We start from the raw sequence: 17,275 nt of genomic DNA, 5'->3' as shown, positions 1-17,275 counted from the left end.
CGTGTGATTGACCCAACACGAGGTTAGCAATGAGCCACGGCATTCATACGATCGATACGGGATTCGTGCGTCCGCATTTCGATGCAGCCTATCTTGTAGTGGAAAACGCACGCGGCGCCTTTATCGACTGCGGCACCAATCATGCTGTTCCGCACATGCTCGATGCATTGCGCAGTGCGGGCCTGGCGCCTGCCGATGTCGACTGGTTGATCCTCACCCATGTGCACCTGGACCACGCCGGTGGCGCAGGCGAACTGATCTCGCAGTTGCCGAATGCGAAGTTGGTGGTGCACCCGCGCGGCGCTCGACACATGATCGATCCCAGCCAACTGTGGGCTGGAGCCAGTGCTGTGTACGGTGAGTCCGTCATGGAAAGGACGTATGGAAAACTGAAGCCGATTTCTGGCGAGCGCGTGGTCGAAGCACCGGACGGCCATACGGTGAATCTTGCAGGGCGCGCGCTGCGCTGCCTGGAAACGCCGGGCCACGCACGCCACCACCTCACTGTGTACGACGAGCGCGCCAACGTCTGTTTTACCGGTGACACGTTTGGGCTTTCGTATCGCGAGTTCGACACGGCCAACGGGCCTTTCATCCTGCCCACCACGTCGCCGGTACAATTTGATCCGCAGGCCTTGCACGCATCGATCGATCGACTGCTGGCCCTGAAGCCAGAAGCGATGTATCTCACCCACTACGACCGCGTCACCGACGTTGAGCGGCTCGCTCGCGACCTGCATACGCAGATCGACGCCATGGTGCACATCGCGCAAACGGCCCAGCAAAGCAATGACGATGCCATGCAACGGCATGAGGTGATGAAAGCGGCGCTGACCGAACTTTATGCGACGCGAGCCCATGCACATGAATGGCAAGGCAGCCGCGCCGAATTGCTGGAGATCCTTGGCATGGATATCGAACTCAACGCGCAAGGCCTTGGCGTCTGGCTGGATAACACGCAGCGACGCGGCCCCTGACGAACAAAAGGCTCAGCCCATGGATGCGTCGATGAGCTGCTCAGCCACGGCAACCAGCGAGCGTGCGGGGCCCTGCTTGCCAAACAACTGCCCGGAGGCATAAGTACCCTCCAGCAACAGCAGCAAGCCGTCGGCCAACACGTCAGGTGACTTGGCTCCCATCGCATCGCACATCACCACGAGCCGCGCACGCAGCTTGCGTTTGTGTGTCTGCGCTACCTTGCGCGCTGGATGGTCGTCGCCGGGATATTCCACGACGGCGTTGGTCAATCCGCAGCCACGATACCCAGGCTGCGTAGCCCGATGGACCAGGCCTTGCAGATAAGACATCAACTGAGCTCTCGCATCGTCGGGGCGCGTTTCCGAGCCCGCTTCGAATACCTTCCAGAACGCGACCTCGTAATCGCGCAGATACTCCGCCGCCAATTCATCCTTGGAGGCATAACTGCGGTAGAGGCTCGGCTTGGTGACACCGGCCTGGCTGACAATTTCCTCGACGCCGATGGCGCGGATGCCTTCGCGATAGAACAGCTCACGCGCGGTGCGCCGAATGCGCTCGGCCGCTCGTGGCTTGCTTTCCGGCGTCACGTCGGGTGTGGATGAGGTTGGGCGTTTGGTCGGCATGGCAGAATATAGTTGACGATGTTACCGATCGGTACGTATGATCCGTCCATCCAACGTACCGATCGGTAACATGACTATACTCCGCACTCGCCCTTTCGGCCAGAAGTATGCCTTTGTCGTTGCCGGCGTGATCTTTCTCGCGCTACTCGCCGCCGCCGGCGTACGTGCGGCGCCGGGCGTGTTGATCCTTCCGTTGGGTAAGGCCTTTGGCTGGAGTCGCGACACCATTTCGCTGTCGGCAGCGCTGGGCATCCTCCTGTATGGCATGGTCGGTCCGTTCGCAGCCGCGTTGATGCAGGCGGCCGGCATCCGTCGCACGCTGATCGGTGCGCTGGCGTTGATGGCCGTGTCGATCTCGGCGAGCGCATGGATGACACAGCCTTGGCACCTGATGGTGACCTGGGGCATCTTCTCTGGGATCGGATCGGGCTGCGTAGCCATCGTGCTGGGCGCCACGGTGGTCAACCGCTGGTTCGTCAGCCATCGCGGTTTGATGATGGGGCTGCTTACCGCCAGCACCGCCACCGGCACGCTCGCTTTCCTGCCCGCGCTGGCGGCTCTTGCCGAACACGGTGGCTGGCGACCGGTGGTGTGGACGGTGGCAACGGGTTGTGCCCTGCTGATACCGCTCGCTTGGTGGCTGCTGCCTGAGCGACCGGCCGACATCGGGTTACGCCCCTATGGCGCAACCGGAGAGGAAGCGATCGAGCCGCCGCGCCGCAACCTCCTGGCCATTGCGCTGGGTACGCTGGTGACGGCGACGAAACAGCGCACGTTCTGGTTCCTGTTCGCCACTTTCTTCATCTGCGGCTTCACCACCAACGGGTTGATCGGCACGCACTTCATCGCGATGTGCGGCGACCATGGCATTCCCGAGGTGCGCGCCGCGGGCCTGATGGCGATGATGGGCGCATTCGACCTGATAGGCACCACGCTGTCCGGCTGGCTCACCGACCGCTACGACCCACGCAAGTTGCTATTTATGTATTACGGCCTTCGCGGGCTATCGCTGATCTGGCTGCCCTATTCCGATTTCTCGCTTTCCAGCCTGTCGCTGTTTGGTGTGTTCTATGGGCTGGACTGGATCGCAACGGTACCTCCCACGCTGCGTCTGGCCACCGAGGCCTTCGGCGACCGCGATGCGCCGGTGGTGTTCGGCTGGGTGGCTGCCGGTCACCAAATCGGTGCGGCCAGTGCGGCTTTCTTCGCCGGCTTTCTGCGCTCGCAGGATGGTAGCTACCTGCAGCCGTTCCTGGTGGCTGGCATCAGCGGCCTGATCGCCGCCGGACTTGCGCTGGTCATACGGCGACGTCCGCAGGCATGGCCGGCGGTGGCTGCGGGTTGATCACGCCAGCCTTGTACCGTTCGGCACCGGGCGCTCGATGGCGGTAATCACGACGCCCTCATCAGTTGGAAACCCGGTCAGCAGAAACTGCGAGCGGAACGGGCCGATCTGTTTCTCGGGAAAGTTGATGACGCCCACGATCTGTCGGCCCAGCAGGTCTTCCGCGCGATAGAGATGGGCGATTTGTGCGCTGGTCTTCTTCTCGCCGTAGGGGCCGAAGTCTACCCAGACTTTCCATGCAGGCTTGCGTGCTTCAGGGAATGCTTCCACGCGCGTCACCGTGCCGGCGACCAGGCAGACCTTCTCGAAATCAGCCCAGCTGATTTCCGTGGGCATCACGGCATTCGTCTCGCTCATCCTTCCAACCTCGTCTTGAACCAGTCCTTGCTTTGTTCGCACCAGTAGCTGGCTTGCGCACCCAAGTAGCCGAAGGGGCGATAAGTGCGCGCCAGGCCATAGTCCGCAAACTGCTTCCAGCGATCGTCGCCTTCCGACAGTGCTGACGCCAGCAGTTCTCCGGCCGCACACGTTGGCGCCAATCCATGTCCGCCGAATGCCTGCGCCCACCACACGCCGTCGCCACTGCTGCCGATCTGCGGCATCTGGTGGCGTGCATAGCTCATCAGGCCCGACCAGGCATGGTCGATTCGCGTGCCTTTGAGCTGTGGGAAAACGCGTAGAAGATCCTGCACGAGCAAGTGCTGTACGGCTCGCGGCGAGCGATCGCGGATGGAGATGCGCCCGCCCCATAACAACCGGGTGTCCGACAAGGGTCGGTAGTAGTCGAACGCAAAGCGTGTGTCATAGACGGCCGAACGTGTACGCAGGCATTCGGCAAGACGGTCACCTAGTGGCTCGGTCACCATCACGTAGGTGGCAATCGGCAGGATCGCCCGGTCTACTTTCCGACGCAGGCCTGCAAGATAGCCGCCACAGGCAAGCACCACCTGGTCCGCATGCACCGCGCCCTGCGCTGTTTCGATGCGCCAGCGCAAGCCATCGCGCCGCAACTGCCATGCATCCGTATTTTCGTGAATGCGTACGCCTTGCGCCGCGGCGGCACCGGCAAGCCCGATCGCCAGGTTCAGCGGATGCAGGTGCAGCGCATTGCGTTCGTACAGGCCATCGAAATATCGCTGCGTGCGGACACGCTCGCGCAGCGCGTCCTGTGGCAACCATTCCCATGTCACGCCATAGTGCTTTGCCAGCAACTCCTGGCGCTGGCGCAGCACGCGGGGATCGCGGAACCAATTGGCCCAGATCACGCCTTCATCCACCGCGTCGCATGGAATGTCGTAACGCGTTACCAATCGTCGAATGCGTTCCACTGCATCCGTCGTCAGGCGAAACAACGCCTGGGCGGCGCCTTCGCCTCGCTGATCGAGCAATGTTTGCTCGCCCAACGAATAGCCCGCGAAGACGAAACCGCCGTTGCGACCGGAAGCGCCAAACCCCACCTGTTCGCGTTCCAGCAATACGACGTCGCGGACACCCCGCTCGGCGAGGCCAAGAGCGGTATGCAAGCCTGCAAAGCCACCGCCGATGATGACCACACGTGCGTCCGTCTTTCCCTGTAACGGGGCGTACGGCGCATAGGGCGTTGCGGTAGCGCGATAGTAGGAGGATGCCGGTGACGGGGTCATGCGATGTGCGTACACGTCTCTCGGTGAAGATAGGCAAGTCTAGCGCAGCCCGCTCGCATCCCCGGGGCATGACGATTGGCAGGGCACGCACCTATTCGACCAGGCTGACGCCTAATGGCCGCACATCACTGCGGCCACGATCGTCCACCACGCGAATTTCGTAGTTGCCCGCGGCCGTGGGTTGCCAGAACATCGATTCACCCGGTGTACTGCGCCCGACATAAGCATCGTTGACGAACCAGTACATCTCGCGCACCGAGGCGTCGGCATTCGCGCTGAAAGCGATGCGATCGTCCCCTGTCCGTTTCAGGCGCATCGCATAAATGCTGCCGCGCAACGGGGACGTGATGGCCGGCGGCTCGCCATCGATACCGGTGTCGCTACAGGCATCGTTGCGTGGCGGCGTGCGGCGCGGAATGCCGGCCTGCACGAAAACGCGCTGTAATTCCGACGGCCAGAATTCGTAGATCTCTCTATGGGTGCGCTTGCCCACATAAGGTGGGCAGGCCGGCTGACCCGTTGCATCGTCGATCACCACCGGCCTATGCACCTGGCTGACTCTGATCGGCGACTTGCCCGGAATGAACCACGTCATGCCGCGCTGGGGACACCACTGGTTGGGCAGATCGCCACTGGCCAGGCAGATTTCCACGCGCCGCAAGTGGGCCGGCATGTGTCGCAGCGGTTCGCTCATCTGCGGTTGGGCGGCCCGTAAGGCATCGACGATCTGGAAAAACAGTGGTGCCGCCGCTTCCGCGCCGACGAATGCCTGGTTGCTGCTTCCGTCGAAATTGCCCACCCACACGACGAGCACATAGGGACCGAAGCTGCCGGCGGTCCAGGCATCGCGGAATCCCCACGACGTACCCGTTTTCCAGTACGCCGGAAGACGACTGGGCTGCGCGCCGGTGGTTTCGTCGGGGCGAGGATTTTGCCGCAACATGTCCATCACCATGAAGCTCGCCTCGTCACTGAGCACGCGGGTGCCGGACGTTGGTGGATCGCCCACGAGCAGACGCAACGGACGAAGCTCGCCGCGATTGGCGAGCATGGCATACAGGCCGGCTAGCTCCTGCATGGTCACTTCGCCACCGCCGAGCACCAGGGCAAGACCATAGTGCTTCTCACTGGCCATGCGGCTGATGCCGGCATCGCGAAGGAACTGGTAGAAGGTCGGCTGCTGAAGTTGCGAGGCCACCCACACCGCAGGGATGTTGCGGCTACGCACGAGCGCCTCGGTCGCGGTGACCGGCCCGAGGAAATGACCGTCGAAGTTCTCTGGCGTGTAGGGACCGAACGCCGTAGGAACATCGCGCAGCACCGTCTGTGGATGTAGTACGCCCTGGTCAAAACCCAGGCCATAGATGAAAGGCTTGAGAGTCGAACCTGGCGAACGCTTGGCCAACGTGCCATTCACTTGGCCCTGGATATCCGCGTTGCCGTAGTTGGCCGAGCCCACCAGCGCCTTCACTCCCATGTCCCGGGTGTCGACGAGGATGGCCGCCGCGTTGCGAATGCCCCGCCCTTCGTTGCGCTCGATATACCGACCGACCTGGCGCTCCAGCACATGCTGCATATCCATATCCAGCGTGGTGATGACGCGACTGTCCTCACTCTTGGATTCCATGCGCCGCAACGCCAGCACCTGGTCCACCGCATGCGGCGCTTCGAACGGTAGTTGCGAGAGCGGACGCAGACGCAACGGCAACGCGAACAACGGCTGCAACGAGGCATCCTGCGGATGACGGATCTTCCAGCGCCCGTAGAGCCGGTTGCGCGATGCACTCAATCGAGCGCCGATCACGTCCACCGCATCGATGCTTGCCTGCAGTCGTCTGGATGGATCCTGCGGAATCACCGCCAGCGTCAGCGCTTCCGGCAAGCTGAGCGCAACGGCAGGCTTGTCGAAGTAAGCCAAGCTGGCTGCACCGACACCCTCCACGTTGCGGCCGTAAGGCGCATCGTTGAGATAGGCCTCCAGTATCTGGTCCTTCGAATAGAACAGCTCCAGCTGCACGGCATGAGCCACCTGGCGCAATTTGCCGAGCGGCGTACGCGTATTGAGCCGCCAGAGCAGCCGCGCCAGCTGCATGGTGATGGTGGATCCGCCCTGGCGGTTGCCATGACTCACATAGGTGACCCAGGCACCGCGCGCCAAACCATACGGGTTGAAACCCGGATGCCAGCGATACCAACGGTCTTCGTGCAGCAGCACACCCTCGACCAACGATGGCGAAATGTCCTTGAGCGGCACCCACAGCCGATAGCGATCATCGCTGGCCAAAGTCAATCGCAGCAGGTGACCGTGCGCGTCATACACCGCGGTGGACGAAGGCAACCAGTCGCGCAGTGGCCGATGCGGCCACAGGCGAAAACCTGCCAGCACCGCAGTCACCAGCGCCAATCCCACCAGCCAGTTCTGCCAACGATAGAGCCAGCGCATGAGAGCGCGGACGCAATGGGTGATGGGTGATGGCGAGGTCATGCGGTGGCGGTGTCGGCGCGCCCTCCATGCGAGAGGGCGCGCCGCACTCCTCAGGGCTGACGTACTACGGTGAGCGTCGCTCCGCCGGCAGTACGTGCCTGCACGCGCCGGTCGTACAACGACTCGCCATAGGCCGGCGGAACGATGAACTTGCCGGCATTCGTCGCCTTGATGCGATAGACGAACTCACCTACATCCGGCAACACCGTGCCATAGAGCACAACGCGATCCTCGCGCACATCGGCGTATTCCAGACGCCAACTCGATTCGCCGACACCGATTGGCGAGCGCCACTCGCTGGCCTTCACCGTACTGTCGCCGCCGGTATCCTCTTGCGCGTTGCCGTCGCCCTGCCGGTCGGTGACTACAGGCGCCGGCTGAATGACCGGCTCGAAGCCACCCGGCAACAGATCCACGATCGCCACGTTGCCCATGCCGTCATTGCCAGTGGCACGGACCTTCAGATGAACGTCGATCTCCTGCCCGATGGTGACCTGGTCGATCGCCTTGCCATGAACGTCGGTGTAGTCGCGGGTGATCTCCAGGCCATTCTTTATGGCTTTGCCCGCGACATCACGGTCGTAACCACCTTGGCTGACGACGCGCCAAGCAGGCAACGTGCCTGCGTTGGTGAAGCGCAGGCGATTGACCGCGGCGTCCCAGCTGCCGGCCTGCAACAAGTTGCCTTGCAGGGCAGAGATCCCCTTCACGCTGCCGTCGGCGTGCACTTCGTCGATTCGCAGCTTGTCCAACTCGCCCCCCATCTGCGTCGAGTAGGTATCGAGCGCAAGCAGCGTCATGGACGAAGACAGCGTGTTGTACCAACCGTGCGCCAACGGCCAGGAAAGGTTCTCCATCACGCGGGGCGACAGAGTCTTGGTGCGCTCTGGGAAATGCTTGCCGAGCAGATACAGCGTGCTGGCATCGCGGATCAGCGAGTCGTAGTAGTAGCCGTAGGTGTAGTCCTTGTCTGCAGCAGTACGCTCCAAAAGCTTCTGCGGTCCCGCCATCAGCTGAGCCGCCTGCTTGTCCTGCTTAAGGAGCTGGTATGACGCGGCCAGCCACGCGGCCGCCAGGTCGTTCTTCCACTGTTCCGGATACGCCTCCTGCAGGCGCTTCTGCACGGCCGCCAGATCGTTGGTGGTGACATTGCCCTGGCGGGTCAGCAGATAGACGGCATAGGCCCGCTGGCGGAGCAGATCGAGCCCGTCCAGGCTGTCGTCGGCTGCAAGTTGATGCAGGTACTTGTTGCCGGCATCGAACATGTCGCGCGGCACGGTCACGCCGCGCTCGCGTGCCTCCAACATGAAATGCATGGCATAAGTGGATACGAACGGATTGGCATCAGGCGTGGCCGCCCACAAGCCGAAGCCACCCTGCCCGTTCTGGCGGGCATGCAGCACGTCGAGGAATTGTGCCAACGCTTCGTCGTTGCTGAGCTTCTTGCCCTCCAGCTTAGGTTGCAGGGCATCGGCGAACACCTTCACCTGCGGCCACTTGGATAGCACCAGCCGCGGCATCGCCGAGCTCACGATCTGCTCGCTGCAATAGTGCTGGTAGTTCACCAGGTAGGTCGTCAGCCCGCTTGAGAGTACGACCGGTACGTTGGAGATCGCTGCATCTCGCGATGCGTATTCGCCGAACATCCGGCGCAGGTCCGGCTGGTCCACCTTGCTATTGGTGTCCACGCGGCCCACGTCGACCTGGGTGCGATAGGCAGAAGCCGGGCGCACCGATACGTCGACGCTCTGCCGTGCAGACTTGTCGCCATAGCCGGCCACGAAACTCAGGTTGCCCGAGCCCAGCTTGTCGGTGGCCTTCACACGAAACATGACCACGCCTTCGCGCATTTCGCCGAGGCTCACGTTCTGCGTCGCCGCGCCAAGCACCTGCAGCTGCGGCCCCGTCTTGAGCGTGACTGCCACCGGCACTTGTTTGCCGCCCAAGCCGGTAAGGTTATTGGCCACACCCACGCTGACCTCCACTTCGTCACCCGGCGCCAGCGTAGTCGGCACATTCGGAGACAGCACGAAATCACCGCGCACCGTGGTAGACCCTTCAAACGTGCCGATACGGTCGGACGATACGGCCACCGCCATCACGCGCAGCTTGCCGTTGAAGTAGTCGGGCACCTGGTAACGCAGTTCCGTTTCGCCGTTCACATCGACGATGCCAGACCAATACGCTACCGGCTTGTCACGCTTGCGCTTGAACGGATTGAGCTGGCGACCGATGGCCGCATCCGCATCACCACCGGGCGCAGCCATCGCCATCAGTTTCTCGAAATCCGGCAGGATCAGGTCGAGGATCTGCGAGGTGCCCACTTCCAGCATGCGCTTGCGGAAGAAGAACTTCAGCGGATCGCCCAGCTTGTAGCGAGCCACCTGCAGGATGCCTTCGTCCACGGCGAACACCACCGCACGCGTAGGCTGCGGTGAGCTCAACTTGAGCGTGACCGTCTCGCCCGGCTTCACCAGCGCCGGCGACTCCACCTTGATGGCATTGCGTCGTGCATCCAGGTTCACCGAGAACGGCACGACGCCGTAGCTCAGCGGGCTCATGAAGATCTCATCCGAGGACGGATCGCGGATGTACTGCACGTTGATATAGCCGTTGCCCTCGAAGTCAGCCGGCACAGTGATGTGCTGCACCGAACTGGTGGTATCGGCATGGAACCAGGCGTGCGCATAGACCTTGTCGCGCTCGATGGTGATCAGGCCGCTGCCCGCGTAGGGCGCACGGATGGCCACGTCGACGGCTTCGCCCGGAGCGTAGTCCTGCTTGCTGAGATTGAGCTGCAGCTCGGCGTTGCGATCGAGCGAGCGCGACACGTTGGCGGCGCCAGCCACCGAGTACTCCACGCGGTTCACCTCGATACCATCGCTGCCGCGCAGGATGACAAGCGCGTAGTTGCCCGGCTTGTCGGTCGGCAGTGCGTAATCCATGCCGTCGGCCGGGATGGTCAGCGCCTGCTCGTTGACGGTAACTTCCTTGAGCTTGGACTGGTATTTGTAGACGCCTGAGTCCTGCCTGGTCAGCACCGAGATATAGCGACGATCGACCAGGCGCGCCTTCAGTTCCTTCAGTGGGATGGACTTGGCGGTGTGATCGATCGCCACCAGATGCACCTTGCGCGGTGCATCGCGGTTGACGTAGTCGAGGTTGTCCACTGACTTGTAGCCAACCAGCCAGTCGTTGCTTGACACCAACGTCTGCGCCGCGGCGGCCACGCTGCGTCCGCCTTCCGGTTCATAAGCCTTGGCCAGAAAATACAGCTGATAGGTAGCGTCGGCGTATTTCTTGAGATCGAGGTCGAACTCGGCATGGCCCTTGTCGTCAGTCTTGCCGTCTTGCAGCGATTCCTCGTAACCCTCCTTGGCGCGGCGCACGTCGTAGAAGTGGTAGTCAGGCCAGCTGCGGAATGCCGGCCATGCCGGACGCAGTGTGAGCGACGCTTCCACCCTGCGATCCGCCGCTGGCGTGCCAAACAGGTTCATCGCATCGACGATGCCCTTGACCTGATCGGGTTTCACCCAGCCTTCGGTCACCTGGCCGCTCAGCTTCGCCTCGACTTTCATGCGATCGGGCAGGAACTCCTTCACCTGCACCGTGGTGCTGCCGATCTGCGCACCTGCCTTGCCGTCCTTGACGATGTACAGGTTCACCGTCCAAGTGCCGGTGGGCGCTGTTTCAGCCGGCGCGTATGCGAGCTCGCCGAAACCCGACGCATCCATCGACATCGGCAGCTGTTTCACTGTCATGCCGCGCGGGTCGACAATTTCGGCTTGCAGCGGAATGCCGACTACGCTGCGCGTCCAACTGGCCGCTCGCACGATCAGGCCGACATGGAACGTATCGCCCGGGCGATAGATGCCACGATCTGAGAACAGGTACGCCGACAACTGCCCTTCGTTCTGCGCGTTGCGCTCGCCGCCCACGTCGAAGCGCGAAAAGTCGAGCTTGCGTTCGTTGCTGCTGTAGCCGCCGATGGGCAGGAACGACAGATCGTCGGCCTTCTTCACGACGTAGAGAGTCGGTTGCTTCTCGCGCTCCAGTCCCTTGAAGGTCGGGAAATGCACCATGCCATCCGCGGACGTGGTCTCGCTGTAAAGCGTTTGACCATTGACGGCGAGTACAGCGACATTGGCGCCGGCGACCGGTTGACCGCTGCGGATGGACTGCACGAACACGTCCTGGCTACCGTCCAGCGAACGCTTCACCAGCATGCCAAGGTCGGTGACCACGATCATGCGAGTGTCGGCGGGACGGGGCGTATTGTCGTCGGCATCGCCTTCTGACATGCCGCCCTCATCACCCTCCGACTCCGCATCGGATGTGTCATTACGCGGCGCGGCCTGCGGCTCGTTCTCCGCAGCCTTCCTGGCCTCTTCCTTCTTTTTCTCGGCGACAGCGTCGTAGCTCGACAGATGCAGCAGAAAAACGCCGCGCTTACCGTCTTTCAGATACTGGCCCAGATCCACGCCCTCGTAGTGAGCCTTGGCCGGATCGCCCTTTGGGAAACTACGCTTCTGCTCGAAGCGCTCAACGATGTGATCTTCGCTGAAGGCGTAACTCAATTCAGGGTGCGCGTAAGTACCTTGGTTGAGACTTACCAGATGCTGCAGTTGATCGGGCAACACGCGCCCGATTTCCATACGCATGCCGGGCAGGTTGCGCGACACGATGGAGATGCGCTTGCTGCCGGTGATCGACAACAGCGAACCGTCGGCCATGAAACGCAACAGTTTGGGATAATTTGGTACGGTGACCGCCGCTGCATGCGGTTTGCCAAGGATGTAGCCGCCGAACGACTTCAGCCCCTTGTCCACACGCACATAGATGCGCTGGCCAGGTTCGGCGTGATACTTGAAGCTCTGCACTGCTTCGAAATCATTCTCCGTCGGCACAAGTTCGAGCTTGAGTGGTTGCGACTGGCGCAACTGCGCCTCGCCTACTTCGGAGACATTCCAGCTGTAGGGTGGCTCGTCGTCGCCCTGCTCCACACCCGGCTTGCGTGCGGGCAGCACCCACGCCCTGGTCAGGCCGGCCAGCTCACTGTCTCGCACACTGCCGCCGACATTGAGCACCAACACCTGCTCAGGTTCGTATTTTTCGTTGTCTACCAGAGTGGGATCGATACCGTTGATGGACAGGCTGTAGAGACCCGGCACACGCACCTGGACCTTGATCTCGCTAGCAATGCCATCACCTCCGCGTACGCTACGCACGCCCTTGCCGATGCTGTAGCGCACGCTGCTCTCGTCGCGCGGCAGCGACAGCGGCTGCGAGTGAATCCATGCGTGCAGCTTGGTCTGATCGTAGGTGACGGTGTATTTGAGCGCCGCGTCGCGGCTGCCCTGTTGCCCGAGCTCGACTGCTATGCGCTTCTCGAAATCAGCGGTGTCGACCGGATAGTTGAAGGTCAGCGGCAGGATGGTCTTCTTGGCGGTAGCATCCTGCGGGTCCTGATAGAACTCGCCGTTTTCAACCTTTGCTTCGAAGGCTGGCGTATCGAAGCTGAAATGGTCATCGGCCATCAGCACATGACTGGCGAAGGCCTTGGACGTATCGAAGCGGACTTCATAATGGCGCCCTATTGGCCAGTCCTCGGCGGGTACGAAACGCAGGGTGTGGTCGTCGATCCAGGCCCACTGCCCTTTCGTCGCAGGCTGCATGACGATGCCGTTGGTCACCGGCTTGCCGACCAGTTCGATCGGCGCGGCTGACTGAGAGAACGTCACCGTCAGCGGATGGATGACGATCGGCTGTTGCGTGTAGTCCGTAATCGCCGGGCCCTCGGCGGCCAGCGTGATGCGCGAAGGCTCCACTGGCTGGGGCCGATTCTTGTACCACTGCCAGCCGAACCAGCCGCCAGCACCCAGGATCAGAACCGCTACCAGCAGACTGACGGCATGTATCGGGCGGCGGCGAATCCATCCGCCGGTGGCCGGCAACCATGATGGCTCCGACCAGCTGACTTGCCCCAACAAGGGACGCAGCAGCAGGCCTATGCCTGCGAACAGGCCGCGCAACAGACGCAACGGCAGTAAGAGCAGAAACCGCAACAGATCCATGATGCTTCCCTGGCTTTCATCCGATGAACACAAAGACGGCGTCGCGCCGGCCCTGGGCCAAGACCGGATGCGTCAAAACGCCCGCCTCTTGCGAAGCGGACCTCACGACTACCGGTGTACCCATCACCATGCTGCGCGCCGAACATGGCGGAACGCGGGAGGGATTCTGGCATGCGTCCGTCAAAGACGCATGGGGATATGTCTGACTCTTACAAGGCCGCCATCCCTCTGCCTTGCACAAGAGGGAATTAGCGGCTGACCGCCAATGGAGCCGGACCGGTAGTCCGGCTTTGCATCCACAGACCACGGACCCAGTGGGCCGATGGCCTGTGCAGGACCTTAGAGCGTGGCGGCCAACTCGTGCACCACCGGCGCAAGCTTGGGATCCTGCAGCGCCATGTGCATGGTGGCGCGAACCAGGCCAGCCTTGTTGCCGCAATCGAAGCGGGTGCCTTCAAAGCGATAGGCCAGCACCTTGCCCTGTTCCTTGAGCAGCGCTTCGATGGCGTCGGTGAGCTGGATCTCCCCACCTGCGCCCGGCGTGGTCTGTTCCAGCAGCTGGAAGATACGACCCGGCAATACATAGCGGCCGACCACGGCGAGGTTGGACGGCGCATCGGCCGGCTTGGGCTTCTCCACCATGTGGCGGATCTGCGCACTGCGCTCGTCGATCGGCGTGGCGTCGACGATGCCGTACTTGTCGGTGTCGTTGCGCGGTACTTCCTCGACAGCGATGACGCCGGCGTTCTGTGCCTCGGCCAGTTCTGCCATCTGGCGCAGAGCGCCCTTGCCCTTGTTCCAGATAAGGTCGTCCGGAAGGACCACACCAAACGGCTCATCGCCGACGACAGGCTTGGCGCAGAGCACCGCATGACCAAGACCCAACGCCTCGGGCTGGGTCACGAAAATAGCGCGCACATGCTTGGGCAACGTGCCCTGCACCAGCGCAAGCAGTTCGTCCTTGCCCTTTTCCTGCAGCTTCGCTTCCAGCTCGTAGGCCTTGTCGAAGTAGTCCGCGATGGCGTGCTTATAGCGATTGGTGACGAATATCAGGGTATCGGCACCCGCATCCACTGCTTCGTCCACGGCGTACTGGATCAGCGGGCGATCCAGCACCGGCAGCATCTCCTTGGCGACCACCTTGGTGGCGGGCAGGAAACGCGTGCCCAGACCGGCCACCGGAAACACCACCTTGCGCAACGGCTTGCTCACTTACTTTTCTCCTGATTCATTGCGGCGCAGCGCCACCACGTTGCCCGGCTGCACCGATTCGCTCCAGCGGAACGACGGCAGCAGGTTGGACACGCATTGGCGCAACACATCCTCGTCATAAGTGACCACGGCGTCGGCGGCCTTGGCCAGCTGTGCATTGAGTAGATCCCATTTCACCGGACGATATTGGGCGAGAAAAATCTTCGCGTGCGTCGTCTCGACATAGTTTTCAAGCGGGTGGAACAATTCCTCGAACAGTTTTTCGCCGGAACGCAGCCCCGTGTAGACAATAGGGATCTCGGTGCCCGGCTTGCGACCGGCCAGACGAATCATCTGTTCGGCCAGATCGCGGATCTTGATGGGCTCGCCCATGTCCAGGGCGAAGATCTCACCACCCTTGCCGATACTGGCCGCCTGCAGGATCAGCTGGCAAGCCTCGGGGATGGTCATGAAATAGCGCGAAATTTCGGGGTGCGTGATGGTCAGCGGGCCGCCATTGCGGATCTGCTGCCGGAACAACGGCACCACCGATCCTGCCGAGTCAAGCACGTTGCCAAATCGCACGGTGATGAAGTGCGTATCCGAATGCTCATTGAGGTTCTGACACCAGATTTCCGCCATGCGCTTGCAGGCACCCATAACGCTGGTCGGGTTCACTGCCTTGTCGGTGGAAATCAGCACAAAGCATTCAACGTGATGACGGTCGGCCAGGTCCGCGACATTGCGCGTCGCCAGCACGTTGTTGCGGAACGCGGAACGCAACTGCCCTTGCAGCATCGGCACATGCTTGTAAGCCGCCGCGTGGAACACGACCTGTGGCTGGTATTCGCCAAACAGCTTGCGCATGGCAGCCGGATCACCGCAATCGGCAAGGATGGCTTCGTAAATGAGCTCCGGATACTCCGCGCGCAGTTCCTGCGAAATCCGGTACAGATTGAACTCGCTGTTATCCACCACGCACAGCGACTGCGCCCCCAGGCGCGCCACCTGCCGGCAGAGCTCCGAACCGATCGAGCCACCGCCACCAGTCACCAGCACACGCCGGCCGGTGAGCGTGACTCGGATGGCCGTCCAGTCCAGTTCGACCGTATCGCGGCCGAGCAAGTCCTCGATGGCCACTTCCTTGATCTCGTTGAAATGCGCGCGGCCCGAGACAACGTCTTCGAGCTTCGGAACGGTGCGATAAGGCAGACCGCTCTGGTCGCACAATTCCACTACGCGACGCATTTCCTGAGTGGACGCACCCGGCATGGCGATCAGCAGCATCTGAGCCGCCACCTCGCGTGCCAACTCGGGGATCTGGTCCAGGCGACCAAGCACGGGGCGGCCATTGATGCTGGCACCACGCAGGCTTTCCTTGTCGTCTACGAAGCCCACCACCGTGTAGCCGTTGTCGCGATGCAAGTCTCGGGACAACGCCTCACCGGCGCGATCGGCGCCCACGATAAGCACGCGCTGCATGGGCTTGGCCTGAAACAAGTCCAGGCGACTGTCTTTCCAGAAGCGATAGGCCAGCCGGGGCGTACCCAGCAACACGGAAAGCACCACCGGATACAGCAACAGCACCGAACGAGGAACGTCTACCAGACGGTTGTAGAGCATCAAGGCTGCCGCGATCGCCAGCGCACCAAGCACAGCCGCGCGAAAAATGTTCCACAGGTCAGGCAGGCTCGCAAAACGCCACACGCCCTTGTACAGCCCGGTCCAGCTCAGCACGGCTCCCTGCACCAGCAACACGAGGGGAAACTCAAGCGTGTGAAAGCTGATCGCCGCGTTGTCGATAAGGGCGTAACGCAACGCCTTGGCGACCCACCAGGCCAGCGCAGCCATCAACAGATCGTGGAGCACCACGGCCGTTCGCGGATGGATGACACCGATCAGTTTACGAAGCGACATGACGACCCTTGTGCAAAATGCGCTGCAGACACCAGCGCTTCATGAGTATCCATACGACGATCGCTAGCAGGTACGTGCCGATAAACACCGGCACCGACCACGCTTGCCGGAACCACGCGAGCGCGGCAAGCGGTGCCGCGACCAGCAGATTCCAGGCCAGATAGCACGTTCCCCCCGCGGCATGCGTGTATCCACTGCGAACCAACCACTGATAAAGGTGTTCGCGATGCGCAGTGTACCAACGCCGGCCACCAGCCATACGGGCTAACAGGGTAAGGGTAGCGTCCGCTACAAAAGATGAACTGAGGGTCAAGGCCGGCCACAGCAGGCGCCAGTCTGCCCGCCACAGCAGGGCCGTGAGGGCAAACAGCAACAGCCCCATGGTGCCGCTGCCTACGTCCCCCATGAAGATGCTGGCTCGCGGCCGGTTGTAGTACCAGAAGCCCAACGCGGCAGACGCCAGGCAAGCGGCCGCCCACGCCAGCGCCGGTTGGGCGGCCGCCCACGCCAGCATGGCTAACCCGACTCCCACGAAGATCACCTGCTGCGCCAGCAGGCCATCGATGCCATCCATGAAGTTGTGCAGGTTGATGCTCCAAGCGCCGCCCAGTACCAGCGGCGGCACCCACCACCAGGACATGCCATACATGGCCAGTGCGATAGCGACCAGGGTCGCCGAAAGCAGTTGGATGCCCAATCGCGGCAACACCGGCAAGGAGCAATGGTCGTCCCACCACCCCACTGCGGCCACCAGCAATGTGGCCACGACCAGGGCACCCACGATCGGTGCGGGCCAGGATGCTGGCAACAGGCCCAATGCGGCCGGCATGGTGAGCAGCACCGCAATCACGATGCCGATGCCACCACCGCGCGGCGTGGGAATCACATGCGAACGGCGTTGCCCAGGCAGGTCCATCATGCCGCGACGATGGGCGTAAGCGATGGCTCCACGCACAACAGCCAAAGCGATCAACAGCGAAGCCAGCACCATCCCTATCGCCAGCGAAGTCGGGTTCATC

Annotated in this window: 10 protein-coding genes; 2 read left to right on the top strand and 8 right to left on the bottom strand. The window is 62.2% G+C overall.

Going from position 1 to position 17,275, the window contains the following annotated elements:
- Positions 1-29 precede the first annotated feature (29 nt).
- Complete coding sequence (locus tag AC3CBN_RS12885) at positions 30-977, top strand: MBL fold metallo-hydrolase (RefSeq protein ID WP_488633413.1); 948 nt, start codon at positions 30-32, stop codon at positions 975-977.
- Positions 978-989: 12 nt separating this feature from the next.
- Here AC3CBN_RS12885 and AC3CBN_RS12880 read toward each other — a convergent pair whose 3' ends face one another.
- Positions 990-1,601 carry a TetR/AcrR family transcriptional regulator gene (locus AC3CBN_RS12880; RefSeq protein WP_488633412.1) on the bottom strand — a complete coding sequence of 204 codons (612 nt, stop codon included), beginning with the start codon at positions 1,599-1,601 and terminating at the stop codon, positions 990-992.
- Between the two features lie 70 nt (positions 1,602-1,671).
- Between AC3CBN_RS12880 and AC3CBN_RS12875 the strand changes: the two genes are divergently transcribed.
- Positions 1,672-2,946, top strand: coding sequence for an MFS transporter (locus tag AC3CBN_RS12875; protein ID WP_488633411.1), 1,275 nt, complete (start codon positions 1,672-1,674; stop codon positions 2,944-2,946).
- Here AC3CBN_RS12875 and AC3CBN_RS12870 read toward each other — a convergent pair whose 3' ends face one another.
- The 7 genes from AC3CBN_RS12870 to AC3CBN_RS12840 form a co-directional block, all read right to left on the bottom strand.
- Entirely contained in the window at positions 2,947-3,303 is a 357-nt protein-coding gene (locus AC3CBN_RS12870; RefSeq protein ID WP_488633410.1) for a tRNA-binding protein, read from the bottom strand.
- Complete coding sequence (locus tag AC3CBN_RS12865) at positions 3,300-4,589, bottom strand: NAD(P)/FAD-dependent oxidoreductase (RefSeq protein ID WP_488633409.1); 1,290 nt, start codon at positions 4,587-4,589, stop codon at positions 3,300-3,302. Before AC3CBN_RS12865 ends, AC3CBN_RS12870 begins: the two co-directional genes overlap by 4 nt.
- Before the next feature lie 91 nt (positions 4,590-4,680).
- Complete coding sequence (gene pbpC / locus AC3CBN_RS12860) at positions 4,681-7,032, bottom strand: penicillin-binding protein 1C (RefSeq protein ID WP_488633408.1); 2,352 nt, start codon at positions 7,030-7,032, stop codon at positions 4,681-4,683.
- A gap of 92 nt (positions 7,033-7,124) precedes the next feature.
- Entirely contained in the window at positions 7,125-13,148 is a 6,024-nt protein-coding gene (locus tag AC3CBN_RS12855; RefSeq protein ID WP_488633407.1) for an alpha-2-macroglobulin family protein, read from the bottom strand.
- A 339-nt stretch (positions 13,149-13,487) separates the two neighbouring features.
- On the bottom strand, positions 13,488-14,360 hold the full coding sequence (galU, locus tag AC3CBN_RS12850) for a UTP--glucose-1-phosphate uridylyltransferase GalU (RefSeq protein WP_488633406.1): 873 nt from the start codon (positions 14,358-14,360) through the stop codon (positions 13,488-13,490).
- Positions 14,361-16,256: a polysaccharide biosynthesis protein gene (locus tag AC3CBN_RS12845; RefSeq protein WP_488633405.1), complete on the bottom strand. Its 1,896-nt coding sequence runs from the start codon at positions 16,254-16,256 to the stop codon at positions 14,361-14,363.
- Positions 16,243-17,274 carry an MraY family glycosyltransferase gene (locus AC3CBN_RS12840; RefSeq protein WP_488633404.1) on the bottom strand — a complete coding sequence of 344 codons (1,032 nt, stop codon included), beginning with the start codon at positions 17,272-17,274 and terminating at the stop codon, positions 16,243-16,245. Before AC3CBN_RS12840 ends, AC3CBN_RS12845 begins: the two co-directional genes overlap by 14 nt.
- Between the last annotated feature and the right edge of the window lies 1 nt (position 17,275).

Source organism: Dyella sp. OK584, from assembly GCF_057787755.1.
This window is presented reverse-complemented; position numbering and strand designations above follow the sequence as displayed.